At 63.9% G+C, this 12,431-nt stretch carries 11 protein-coding genes; 6 read left to right on the forward strand and 5 right to left on the reverse strand.

What is annotated here, in order from left to right:
* Window positions 1–19 precede the first annotated feature (19 nt).
* From K2Y42_RS16045 to K2Y42_RS16055, 3 genes are all read right to left on the reverse strand, one after another.
* Window positions 20–1,399: an MATE family efflux transporter gene (locus K2Y42_RS16045; RefSeq protein ID WP_291154312.1), complete on the reverse strand. Its 1,380-nt coding sequence runs from the start codon at window positions 1,397–1,399 to the stop codon at window positions 20–22.
* A gap of 71 nt (window positions 1,400–1,470) precedes the next feature.
* Window positions 1,471–2,076, reverse strand: coding sequence for a recombination mediator RecR (recR, locus tag K2Y42_RS16050; protein WP_291154313.1), 606 nt, complete (start codon window positions 2,074–2,076; stop codon window positions 1,471–1,473).
* Window positions 2,077–2,296: 220 nt separating this feature from the next.
* Complete coding sequence (locus K2Y42_RS16055) at window positions 2,297–3,265, reverse strand: helix-turn-helix domain-containing protein (protein WP_291154314.1); 969 nt, start codon at window positions 3,263–3,265, stop codon at window positions 2,297–2,299.
* A gap of 336 nt (window positions 3,266–3,601) precedes the next feature.
* Between K2Y42_RS16055 and K2Y42_RS16060 the strand changes: the two genes are divergently transcribed.
* From K2Y42_RS16060 to K2Y42_RS16085, 6 genes are all read left to right on the forward strand, one after another.
* Window positions 3,602–3,997, forward strand: coding sequence for a MarR family transcriptional regulator (locus K2Y42_RS16060; RefSeq protein WP_291154827.1), 396 nt, complete (start codon window positions 3,602–3,604; stop codon window positions 3,995–3,997).
* Between the two features lie 199 nt (window positions 3,998–4,196).
* Window positions 4,197–6,383 (forward strand): DUF1217 domain-containing protein, encoded by a 2,187-nt coding sequence (locus tag K2Y42_RS16065; RefSeq protein ID WP_291154315.1) that lies wholly within the window; start codon window positions 4,197–4,199, stop codon window positions 6,381–6,383.
* A gap of 310 nt (window positions 6,384–6,693) precedes the next feature.
* Window positions 6,694–7,416: a GntR family transcriptional regulator gene (locus K2Y42_RS16070; protein ID WP_291154316.1), complete on the forward strand. Its 723-nt coding sequence runs from the start codon at window positions 6,694–6,696 to the stop codon at window positions 7,414–7,416.
* A gap of 209 nt (window positions 7,417–7,625) precedes the next feature.
* On the forward strand, window positions 7,626–8,063 hold the full coding sequence (locus K2Y42_RS16075; protein ID WP_291154317.1) for a TadE/TadG family type IV pilus assembly protein: 438 nt from the start codon (window positions 7,626–7,628) through the stop codon (window positions 8,061–8,063).
* A 12-nt stretch (window positions 8,064–8,075) separates the two neighbouring features.
* Window positions 8,076–9,728: a pilus assembly protein TadG-related protein gene (locus K2Y42_RS16080; RefSeq protein WP_291154318.1), complete on the forward strand. Its 1,653-nt coding sequence runs from the start codon at window positions 8,076–8,078 to the stop codon at window positions 9,726–9,728.
* 117 nt (window positions 9,729–9,845) lie between these two features.
* The gene (locus K2Y42_RS16085) at window positions 9,846–10,544 is read left to right on the forward strand and encodes a YiiX/YebB-like N1pC/P60 family cysteine hydrolase (protein ID WP_291154319.1); all 699 of its coding nucleotides are present in this window, start codon (window positions 9,846–9,848) and stop codon (window positions 10,542–10,544) included.
* A gap of 67 nt (window positions 10,545–10,611) precedes the next feature.
* Here K2Y42_RS16085 and K2Y42_RS16090 read toward each other — a convergent pair whose 3' ends face one another.
* The gene (locus K2Y42_RS16090; protein ID WP_291154320.1) at window positions 10,612–10,986 is read right to left on the reverse strand and encodes a response regulator; all 375 of its coding nucleotides are present in this window, start codon (window positions 10,984–10,986) and stop codon (window positions 10,612–10,614) included.
* Window positions 10,986–12,425: an HWE histidine kinase domain-containing protein gene (locus K2Y42_RS16095; protein ID WP_291154321.1), complete on the reverse strand. Its 1,440-nt coding sequence runs from the start codon at window positions 12,423–12,425 to the stop codon at window positions 10,986–10,988. The genes K2Y42_RS16090 and K2Y42_RS16095 overlap by 1 nt, the downstream gene beginning before the upstream one ends.
* Between the last annotated feature and the right edge of the window lie 6 nt (window positions 12,426–12,431).

Below are 12,431 nucleotides of genomic sequence, written 5' to 3' on the forward strand. Positions count from 1 at the left end.
GTTCTGCTCCCGCGCATTCTCAAGCGGGAACAGGCTGCGGCGCCAGCAGGCGGCGGAACAGGCGCAGGCAGAGCCATACGGCCAGGATCCCGAAAAGAATTCCTCCGGCCATGTGGGCGGTGAGCACGCCCTCCGCGCCCGCGAGCGTGCTGCCGAGATAGACAAGCGGAATGGTGCCGATGGTGGCGCGTCCCCAGTTCAGCATCGTCGCGTAGTGCGGATAATCCAGGGTGTTGAACACGGCATTGACGACGAACAGCGCGCCCATGAAGGCAAACAGCGGCGCGAGCCAGACGTTGAACAGCACGATGAGGGCTGCCGCGTCCGCCGTGGCGTTGAACAGCCGCAGCAGCTCCGGCGTGAGGAGTGCCAGCGCGATCCACGCGACGGCCGTGAAGCCGAGATTGACGAGGAGGGCGAGCTTGAAGGCTTCGCGCATGCGCTCGCCCTGCCGGGCGCCGAAGTTCTGGCCGATGATCGGCCCGATAGATGAGGAAAGCGCGTAGATGGCGCCGAAAGCCACCGGCATGATCCGCCCGATGATGGCCCAGCCCGCGACCGCGCCGTCGCCGTGCAGCGCTATGGCGGCGGTGACGTAGGCGTTCGAAATCGGCGTGGCTATGTTGGTCAGGATGGCAGGGACGGCGATCGCGGCGAAGGATTTTGAATCGGCGAGGAACGCGGGAAGTCGCGGCCGGGCGATCAGGCCGTGTACGCGCACAACGCCGTAGAGGCCGACGGCCAGGAAGGCGAAGCGTGCGGCGAACGTTGCCCATGCGGCGCCGGCGATGCCGCCGTCGAGCGCGAAGATGAAGATCGGATCGAGGGCGGTGTTCACGACGGCGCCGTAGAGCGTCACGTTCATCGCGCGGCGCGCGTCTCCGGCCGAGCGCAACACGGCGGCGGATGTCATCGCGACCGTGAGCGCCGGGATCGAGGGCGCGAGGATGAGGAGATACTGCTCGGCCAGATCATGCGTTCGCCCGGTGGCCCCAAGCAGGGTCAGCATCCAGGGAATGGTCAGATAGACGAGAACAGCCGAGGCCGTGCCGGCGATGAAGTTGGCGAGATGGGCGTTGATGGACAGGCGCTTGGCGCGGCCGCGCCGCCCGGCCCCGAGGGCGCGCGAGACGAGCGTGGTCGAGGCGATGCCGAGGCCGATGCCGACCGATGTCGTCAGGAACTGGATCGAGCTGGCGTAGCCTACGGCGGCGATGATGGCCTGGTCGTGCAGCCACGACAGGAAGAGGATGTTGGCGAGATCGCTCAGGAAGATGGCGCCAAGGCCGATGCCGCCTGCGCCGCTCATGATCAGGATATGGCGCAGGAGCGATCCGGATACGAAGACGGGCGGTGCGCGACGAGGCGGCTCCTCCGCTGCTAGTCCGGGCTCCATCATGCTCCTTGCCGGTCAATCGTGCGATGACAGACCCGCACCCGCGGCGCGTGTCGACGTTGCGCCGAGTGACCTTAGACGCGTTTGCGGGATTTGATGGCCGCGGCCAACGTTCCTTCGTCGAGGTAGTCGAGTTCTCCGCCGACGGGCACACCTTGCGCAAGGCGCGAGACCGCAATCCCGCTCGGGGCCAAGACTTCCATCAAGTAGTGGGCGGTGGATTGGCCTTCAACCGTGGCATTGAGCGCGAGGATGACTTCGGTGGTGATGCCGTTCGATGCGCGCTCGATCAGGGTGGCGATGTTCAACTGCTCGGGGCCGATGCCGTCGAGCGGGGAGAGGTGGCCGCCGAGAACATGGTAGTTGGCGTTGATGACGCTCGCGCGCTCGAGGGCCCAGAGGTCGCCCATCTCCTCGACCACGACGATGACGGATCGGTCGCGGCGCTCGTCGCGGCAGACGGTGCAGGGGGATACGGTGTCGAGGCTGCCGCAGACGGGGCAGTCGACAATGGTGCGGACGGCTGTGGACATGGCTTCCGAAAGCGGCGCGAGCAGGTCGTCGCGACGCTTGAGCAAGGCAAGGGCGGCTTTGCGCGCCGAGCGAGGGCCAAGGCCCGGCAGGCGCGACAAGAGCTGAACGAGCCGCTCGATTTCAGGGCCAGCAATTTTCTTCGACATTCTTCCGGTCTTCGTGCCGCAAAGGGATCTTGCGATGGCCGGGGCGCGTCAGCGCGGCGCGCCGCGGACGCGCTCATCCCGGTTTTTGCTTCATAACGGAAAATCGGCTTCGCGCGCACTTTTATCAAGCCGAGCGGAGTGGGCGTTACGCGGCGTGGGGCAGGCGAGAGAGAACAGGCGCTGGGGGCGTGCGCTGAGGTTGGGTGGGCGCGGGTTCGCCTCAAGTCGTCTCGGAGAAGCCGAGGACGCCGGGCCTGCGTGTCTCGGGTTGGCGTTCGGTGGCCGCGATTTCGGCCCGGCGGCGATACTCGGTCGGCGTGAGGCCAAACCGGCCTTTGAAGCGCCGTCCGAAATGCGACAGGTCCGAAAAGCCCCATTTGAAGGCGATTTCGCCGATGCTCCGGTGCGACTGGGCGGCATCCTCGAGCGCCGCGCGGCAGCGTTCGAGCCGGCGTTCGTTGACGTAGCGCTCGATCGACGAGTTGTCCTCAGCGAGCAAGTCGTTGGCGTAGCGTATCGAAATGCCCGTTTCCGCGGCGATGCGCTCCGGCTTGAGGCCTGGCTCGATCAACAGGCGCTCGATGGTAGCCTTGAGGCGCAGCAAGGCGGTGGCGCGGGACGACGACAGAGCCGTGATCTTGCCGTGCTCGGAGGTGAGAGCGAGCGCCGACAGGTCGAGCAACTGCTCGGCAACCTTGAGGCCCGCGATGTCGTCGAGGGATTCGGCGAGATCGGGCAGCATGTCCAAAAAGCCCATGGTGAGGGCGGCCACGGCGTTCGGCGGGGCGATCGCGCGCGCGGTCAAGTTGCCGGTATTGCCGACCCGCGCTTCAAGCACGGCGCGCGGGACTTTGACCACGACGTTGGACGCATGGCTCTTCAATTGGATGTCGAAGGGGCGCAGCGGATCGAGCAGGAACAGCGCCCGTTCCGTCAGAACCGTGTCGCGTCCATCCTGGGAAATGCCCAGCTCACCCTGCACGTGCATGCAAAGCAGCATGTCGTTCGCGTCGGCTCGGGCGGCGCTGCGTTCTGACCGGCTGACGCGCGCCGTATCCGCATCGAAACGCGTGAGGGCGAGGCCGGGAAGGGTTGCGATCTTTACGGAGCCGTTGAAGGCCTGGCCCTGGCCGGGCTCGAAATCGTGCTCGACGTATCCGCGCGTTGCGACTTCCCGCCAGTAGCTCAAACGCTCTCTGGGGTGAACATCCTGCGTCGAGAAGATCATTTGATCACAAATGCCCGATTGATTGCTCGGTCAGTCGACACATAGCGCCATGTCATGCGAGCGGTCCACGTACATTTGCACTTGAATACAATTTCTCCACTGAGAAGTCGACTGACGATGCCCAGCGGCGCGTTTGGACCCGAATGCCGTGTAACTGGGCTACCCCCTACTTTTGGCGAGCAACGAACGGTAATAACAGCCATGACTCGACTAAATTCAGAAACTGATCTTGAGCATTCGCCCCTACATCTCTTTCATCGGGCCGTTCAGGTCGTGACTGAGATCTACCAGTCTGAGATGTCGGAATACGATTTGACTGCCCGGCAGTACGCAGTACTTGTTGCTCTGGCCCGTTCTGAGGGACTTAGCCAGAGTAAACTTGTCGACGCGACGGGAATTGACCGTTCTACTATGGCCGATATTGTCCGCCGTATGCTGAAAAAGGGCATCATCCAGCGCAAGCGCGACAAGGACGACGCCCGGGCCTACGAAGTGACGATCACGAGCGAAGGAACGCGGCTGTACAACGATGTTCAGCCCATCGTTCGGCGCATCGAGGACAAGCTGCTGTCGGCTCTCAACGGCAAGCGCGTCGACGAATTCCTGTCGCACCTCGGATTGATCGTTTCGACGGCTCGCACGGGCGACCAGGCCGTCAACGGCCAGTACTCGACCGCCGAAGCCGGCACCTGACACGCTTGCGACACCGGCTTTGCCGCCGGTGTCGCTCCACCCGCTGACCCTATCGGCGGTACGCCCCGCATAAGCTCCTCAAGATACTGCGAGATCACGCTATCCGGCGTGATTCGCGGCTCAGAGCGGGCCTCCCGCACGTCCCTGGGCTTTGCTGCTTGCGCCGGCCGGCATCCAGATCGGCGAGCGGAACGCGGCGATGGTTTCGACCTTTCTCTCCTACAAAATGTACACGGCCGACGTCGCCAAGAGCACGGCGCGGACGCTCGCCAATGCGCAGGTGTCGCGCGAAGCCACCTACTATCGCGAGACGATCGGCAAGATCACCTCGGTGGACGAGTTTCTCGACGATCAGCGCCTCTACGCCTACGCCATGAAGGCGCACGGCCTCGAAGACATGACGTACGCCAAAGCTTTCATGCGCAAGGTGCTGGAGAGCGACTTGAGCGACCCGGACAGCTTCGTGAGCAAGCTGGTGGATCAGCGCTACCAGGCGTTTGCCAAGGCGTTCAACTTTACGCCTACGGGAGACGTCGAGCTCGGCGCGATCACCGCGCAGGACGCGGCCGATGAAGCCGAGACGGTGGGGTTCTATTCGCAGCAGCGCGTTCTCAAGGGCACCGCTGCGGCCACCGAGGTCGACTACTACAAGACCAAGCTCGGCACGCTGACGTCCGTCGACGATCTCGTCGGCGACCCGAAATTGTTCTCGCTGGCGCTCAAGGCTTACGGGCTCGATCCCGACATCGCTTCGGAATCGGCGATCCGCGCAGTGCTCGTGAGCGATCTCTCGGATCCGGCGAGCCCCGCCAACGCCTTCAACGATCAGCGGTATGTGGCGCTCAGATCCGCCTTCTCGTTTGAAGCGGACGGGAGCGCGCTGGCGGGCGGCGCGCAGACCTCGACGCAGCTGACGGCGACGATCGATCGCTATTTCGACACGACGGGCACCGGCAGCTCGCCGGCCGCTGCGGCTTTCCGCACCGATACGTTCCGCGCGCTCATGGCAAGCGTCACCACGGCGGACGAGTTCGTGAACAACGAGCTTTTGCGCACCTATGCGCTGACGGCCGTCGGGCTCGATCCCATTCTCGTGGGGCCCACGACCTTGCGTGACGCCATAACGAGCGATCTCACCGATCCCGCGAGCCCGGCCAACACGCTTGGGCCCGCCTATCGCACGCTTGCGGCGGCGTTCAACTTCAACGCGGACGGCTCTCTCGATCCGGGAGAGACGGCCCAGACGGCGGCGCAGGAAACGACGCTGACCGACTTCTACATGACGAACTACGGCACCAAGGCAGTCAGTGCCGACGAGGTGCAGACGAACTACTACAAGATGAAGATCGCGACGACGTTGTCAGTCGATGATCTCATGAACGACAACCGGCTGTTCAACTACATCGTCAAGGCCTACGGGCTCGATCCCGCGGAAGAGCCGAAGGCAAGAATCCGCCAGGTGATCCTGAGCGACGCGCGCGATCCCACGAGCTTCGCGCGACGGCTGGGCGACGACCGCTATACGGCGCTGGCGGGCGCGTTCAATTTCGGCCCCGACGGCGAGGCGCTGGGGCCGGTGCGGGCACAGATCGACGCGGCGCGGTCCGCGACGATCACGCGCTACACGATCACGCTCGGCACGCTCGATACGGAGCAGGCGCGTGGCAAGACCGAAAGCGAATACTACGCCGCCACCCTGGAAAACATCGGCTCGGTGGATGCGCTGCTGAAAGACAAGCGTATGGTCACATACATTACGCGGGCATTTGGGTTTTCAGGCGAGACAATCTCGAACGACGTTCTGAAGCAGGTGCTCACGAGCGATCTCTACGACCAGAAGAGCTTTGCAAACCGGCCGGAGAATTACCGCTTCCGCGAGCTTGCGGCGGCGTTCAACTTCGCGCCGGATGGGTCGGCGAAGCGCGTCTCGGCCGGCGCGGCGCAGGACAGCAGCGAGGTGTTGCAGACGCAGGATCTCTTCATCCGCCAGACGATGGAACAGCAGGCCGGCGAGCAGAACCCCGGCGTGCGGCTGGCGCTCTACTTCCAGCGCAAGGCCGGTACGATCAAGAGCGCCTATTCCATCCTGGCCGACAAGGCGCTGCTTGAAGTCGTGATGACGGGGCTCGGGCTGCCGGATGCGGTGGCGCAGAGCGATGTCGATAAGCTGGCGCAGATGATCGAAAAGCGCATCAACGTCGCCGACTTCAAGGATCCGGCGAAGCTCGAGAAGTTCCTGGCGCGCTTTTCCGCTCTCTACGACATCGCGAACCCCCAGCAGACGGCGCAATCGATCCCGTCGATTTTGCTCGGCGGCGGCGACACGGGCGCGGTGTTCGGCCAGGACCTCCTTACGAGCATTCAGTCCATCAGACGCAACGGCTAAGGCAGTTCGCGACGTAGCAAGCCCGCTCCGCCGGACGGTGGCGCGGAGCACGTCTGCATTGCGTCTTTCTGCGGTGTTCGTCAGCGAACGTAGGACGGTTCTCTGACGGTGGTTCTTTGGATGATGTTGTTTGTTGCACCGGTGCGAAATTGAATTTTCTACAGGTCGATACACCACCGATGCAATTTATGGTTGCATAAATGTTTTCTCACCCCTACTGGTTTTATAGCTCAGGCCTTCGCGGCTTCGGGCATTTGAGGCGGTGCACGCGGGTCGGGCCGCGAAGTCCGCCAAGCTGGGGGATTTTGAAATGCCGGATTTGGAAACCCGCCTCGCCGCGCGTCCGCTTTATTTGCAGGTCCGCGATGTGCTCGTGCAGCGCATCGTCGTGGGGCATTGGAAGCCCGGGGCGACGCTGCCGAACGAAACGCAACTCGCCCAGCAGCTCGGGATCAGCATCGGCACCGTGCGCAAGGCGCTCGACCTGATGGAGGTGGAGCGGATCGTGACCCGCCGGCAAGGCCGCGGCACGTTCGTCAACGACTACGCCTCCGCCGAGACGACGTTTCCATTCTCGATGTTCCACAACTTCGAGGGGCAGCGGATTTCGGGTACCAAGATCGGGCGCTCGATTACACGCGTCGCTGCAAGCGCGGAAGAAGCCGCGCGGTTGGGGCAACGGCGCGGTGATGAGTTGATCCGGATCGAGCGCGTCCGCGAGCATTACGGGCACACCTTCATGACCGAGATCTGCCTGCTGCCTGCGCGCTACTTCACTCGCATCCCGGATGACCTCGGAAGCTATCGGCTGTCGGCGCTGGCGCAGTACAACTCCATTCTGGTCGGGCGCGCTGACGAACGGGTCGACATCGTGCTTGCGACCAGCGCCGATGCGCGGGATCTCGCCGTCGACGAGGGAACGCCGTTGCTGCGGTTGGATCGCGTGATCTTCTCCGATCATGAAGACGCGCTGGAGTGGCGGGTCGCGCATTGCTTCCTTCGCAACGAGCGCTATCTCGTTCGCTTCAACTGACGGACTTGGCGGGTGTGTGTTCGGCTGTTCTGTGAAGCTTACTCTTCCATCCTTTGGATGACGTAAGGCGACCGGCGAAAGTCATTCTGTTTCTCTTTAACGGCGCACTCATTCTGCACGCGAAAGCATTTTCGTTTCGCCGGTTTTGTTACCCTGCATTTATCAAACGCAGGGCTAGGCTCGGGTCCTCGAACTGGAGGATCCGGGTCATGCCCACAGTGAAAAGACACCTCAGAAGCGCGTTGCGTGATCGCGGCGGATCGGCCGCGGTCGAGTTTGCTCTGGTGTTTCCGATCGGTCTGATTTTCTTCTGCGGGCTTGTGGCCTACGGGCTTTATTTCTCGGTGGCGCACTCCGTCCAGCAGCTTGCGGCCGATGCGGCGCGAGCCTCGGTCGGTGGATTGGACGATGCGGAACGCGGCAACATCGCGCGCGCGCATATCGCCTCCAGCGGCGGCAACTATCCTCTTCTCAAGATCGACCGGCTTACGGTGACGGCCCAGCCGCTCAGCGCGGATCCGGCGAAGTTTCAAGTTCGGGTCGCGTTCGATTCCGCAGACCTGCCGATCTGGTTGTTTTCCGGGCTCATTCCGTTGCCGCCGAAAACCATCGAGCGTGCGGCGATCATTTCGCGTGGCGGATTCTAGGAGGCGGCACCCGTGGAACTTCAACGCAAATTGCGCGCGTTTCGGCGCGACCGGCGCGGCGCCATCGGCATCTTGTTCGCCATGTTCCTCATGGTCGCGATGGGCGTGTGCGCGCTGGCAATCGATGTCGGGTCGCTCTATCTCGAGCGGCGAACGGCTCAGGGCGCCGCGGACCTTGCCGCGATTGCGGCTGCCGCAAACATCGATCATGCCGAGGCGGCGGCGCGCGCCACGTTGACTGCGAACGGGTTCGGCAGTCTCAGCACGCTTGCAGTCGTGAAAGGGCGCTACGAGGTCGATCGCTCGGTCGCGCACGGTCTCCGCTTCAGGGCAGGCGGCGTGCCCCACAATGCGGTTCGCCTGAACGTGGCGTTCCCCGGCGAGACCTATTTCTCGAAGGCGCTTTTTGCCGCGCCCGAAATTTCGGTGTCGGCAATGGGTGCGGTCGATGCGCACGCGATGTTTTCCATCGGCAGTCGGCTCGCCGCGCTGCGGGGCGGTGTCGTGAACGGGCTGCTCGGGGCGTTGCTCGGCGCGAACCTCAGTCTTTCAGTGATGGACTATAACGCTCTGGTCGACGCAGATGTGTCGCTTGCTGATTTCCTGTCGGCGCTGTCGACCGAAGTTGGGCTCGCGGCCGGCACCTACGATCAGCTTCTCGCGGCCGATGCAAAAGCTGGGCAGGTGCTGCGGGCGACCGCCGAGGCCGCGCGTCGGGGCGGGGATACGCGTGCGGCGCAGGTGCTGGCAAGCCTCGCGGCGCAAACGCCCGCTTCGGTTACGGTGCCGATGCGTACGATCCTGAATCTTGGAACCTTGACGAACACCTCGATTGGAGAGCCGCACGCCGGTCTTGCGGCGGACGTGAATGTGATGTCGCTCGTCATGGCGGCCGCGACGGCTGCGAACGGGACGCGTCAGGTTTCGGTCAACCTCGGGGCAAGCGTGCCGGGGCTCCTTGGCCTGACGATGGACGTTGCCATCGGCGAGCGTGCGCAAAACTCGGGTTGGGTCGCGATCGGACAAGCGGGCGCGACGTTGCGGACGGCGCAGACGCGGATCAGGCTGCTGGCTGAAGTGGGGGGCAGCGGCCTTCTCGCCGGTGTTCGCATCCGGTTGCCGGTCTACGTGGAAATCGCGAGTGCGGAAGCGCGGCTCGAGGCGGTGCGGTGTGGCGCAGGCGCGCGAGGCGAGGCTGTCGTCGCGGCGCGGCCCGCTGTGGTGAGGGCCTGGATCGGCGAGATCAATCCGGCAGGGCTGTCGTCATTTTCGAGCGCGCCGCCGGTGTCGTACGCGTCGATCGTGTCCATTCCACTGCTGAGCATTTCCGGCAAGGCGTACGCCGAAATGAGCAACGCGCAGGCTGTTCCGCTGACGTTCGACAGCGACGACGTGGCGCGGCGCACTGTCAAGACGGCTGAGGTGAGGGACTACCTCACGTCTCTCACGTCGTCGCTACTGCGCTCGCTCGATCTGCATGTGAGCCTGATCGGTCTGGGGTCGGTCGGCCTGCTTACGAACGCGCTGCTAGGGATCCTGGCGCCTGTGACGGCAGCGCTCGATCCGGTGCTGGCATCTGTTCTGGATCTCGTCGGCGTGCATCTCGGTGAAGTCGATGTGCAGGTTCACGGGATCCGTTGCGGAAATTCCGTGCTGGCGGGGTAGGGGTCTGGGCGGATGTCGGCAGCCGGTCTCCCACGGCTGACGAATCATGCTCAAGTGGCGGGTGTGGCTGGGCCACCCCGCCACGATCCCGCCGTTTTCCAAAACGACATGTCCGTCATGACAACACACACCCTCCCTCGCGCCCTCGGGCTGCTGCTGCTCGCGCTCAGCCTTTCTCAGGGCTCTTCCCTGGCCGCCCGCGCCGCGGATCTCCCGCCGCTCAAGTCGGGAGACATCGTTTTTCAGAATACGTCGGGAAGCGCGCAAGAGGCGATCATGCTCGCGTCGGGCACGCAGTACACGCACGTCGGGCTGGTCGATGTCGACGCGAAGGGACGCGCCGTGGTCATCGAAGCCGTGGGGCCGGTGCGGGTGATGCCGCTCGAGAGCTGGATCAAGAACGGCAGCGGCAAGAAGGTGACCGTGAAGCGGTTGAAGGCGCTGTCGGACGCCGACGCGAAGGAAGCGGTGGCGCGGGCGCGGTCGTATCTCGGCCGGCCTTACGATCATTTCTATTATGAGACGCGCGACCAGATCTATTGCAGCGAGCTGATCTATGCGGCCTTCAAGGAGGGCGCGAACATTACGGTCGGCGTCGAGCAGAAAGTCCGCGACTTGAACATCAGCACGCCTGCGGCGCGCAAACTGATCAAGGAGCGCTGGCGGGCGCATCCGCTCTGCAAGGCGAAGCGGGCCGAGAATTTCCAGGCCTGCTACGATCTCATCCTGGACCAGACGCTGGTGACGCCGGCGAGCATCGCGCGCGACAGCCAAGTCGAGACGATCTACACGAACTTCGGCAAGGACGCTGAGTAGGCGAAACCCCACGAAGCGAGCGGGGCGTGAGACACGTGCGCCTTGTGTCCCGGTGTAACAGGCGCAATCAGGTGGACTGGTCTGCCAGACACTTTCTCAGCGTGTCGCAGATCTGGAAATCGTCATAGGGTTTGTCGACGCGGAATTTCGCGCGGTCCTTCGAGCGCAGTGCGCCTTCGCCGTAGCCGGTGGCGAACATGAAGGGAATGGCGCGATCTTCGAGCGCATCGGCCACCGCGGCGGATGTCTGACCCGATCCAAGGTTGACGTCGAGAACCGCGCAATCCACGTCGTCTTGCTCGAGCAGGGTCAGGGCCTGGGGCACATCGTAGGCGGGGCCCAGGACGACGCAGCCGGCCGTTTCCAGGATGTCGGCCAAGACGATGCCGATCAAAGGCTCGTCTTCGAGCACCAGCACGCGTTTTCCGGCCAGCGGGCGCATCAGACTTGCCCCTCGATCGGCAACGTGAACTGGCACAGCACACCGATGTCGCGATAATGGCATGAGTATTCTCCACTCGGCTGGGCGGCCAGGGACTTGAGAAGACGCGTTCCGAAGCCGGTGGTTTCCGGTTCGATGGCGGGCGGACCGCCGCGTTCGTCCCATTCAAATTGCAGCCGCTTGCTCGGCGGGGCCTTGGCGATCGTCCAGGCCACGTCGATGCGTCCCGACGGCACCGTGTAGGCGCCATACTTCACCGCATTGGTGAGCAGTTCGTGAATGGCGAGCGTGACGGAGATCGCGTCACGCGACGAGAGGACCACGTCGTCGCCGCGGAGCGTGAGGCGCGCGTCCGTCTCGGCGCGGTAAGGCGCGAACAACGCATCCAGGATGTCGTTGAGGCGCGCGCCCTTCCATCGGCTCTGGGTCAGCAGGTTGTGGCCGGTGGCGAGCGCCTGGATGCGCGAGAGAAAGCGCTGCTTCTGCTCGCTCTGCGCGCCCGACAGACTCTGGTGGGCAATCGACTGAACCGTCGCCAGCATGTTCTTGACGCGATGATTGAGCTCTTCGATGAGCAGAGAGCGCGCCTCCTCGGCCTGCTTGCGCTCCGTGATGTCGACTGTGAGCCCGGTCAGGGAGCCGGGCAGGCCGTTCGGATCGGGCACGTAGTGGCCCTGCTCGCGCAGCCATCGCACGGTGCCGTCGTTGTGGTGGATGCGCATTTCAGCTTCGTAAGCGCCGCGCTCCTTGATCGCCTTCTGCCAGGCGTCGGTTACGAGTTCGAGATCGTCCTCGTGAATGCGGTCGAGCCAGGCGCGCGTCGGGCCGATGCTTTCGAGCGGCTGAAGGCCGAGGATGGCGTTCAGATTTTCGTCGCGCTGGCTCACCTGGGCCGTGAGGTCGTGTCGCCACGTGCCCATTTTTGCCGCCGTTAGCGCCTGACGCAGCTGCTCGTCGCTTTTGCGCAGGCGCGACGAGGAGGCTTCAAGCTCGGCGGTGCGCTCGGCAACGCGTTGCTCAAGCGTGGCCGCGATGGCCTCGAGCTCGCGTGCCTTGCGATAGAGCTCGACGAAGATCTTCACCTTGGCCCGCAGGATTTGCGGCACGACCGGCACCGGCACGTAATCGACCGCGCCGAACTCGTACCCCTTGATGCGGTCGAGATCCGTGAGAAGCACGGCGGAGATGAAAATAACGGCGATGTCCTGGAAGCGGGGATGCTCGCGGATCATCTGCACCAGCTCGAAGCCGTCGAGATCCGGCATGCAGACATCGACGAGCACGACGGCGACGTCGGTCTTGAGCAGAACCGCAAGCGCTTCGCTGGCAGAGCTTGCCGTGATGAGGTTTTCCTGAAGATCGCTCAGGATCACCTCGTAGCTCAGCAGTTTTGCCGGCTGGTCATCGACGAGCAGAATGTTGACGGGCGTCGCGCGCACGGGCGT

Origin of the sequence: Hyphomicrobium sp., assembly GCF_019744875.1 — a bacterium.
GTDB lineage: Bacteria > Pseudomonadota > Alphaproteobacteria > Rhizobiales > Hyphomicrobiaceae > Hyphomicrobium_C.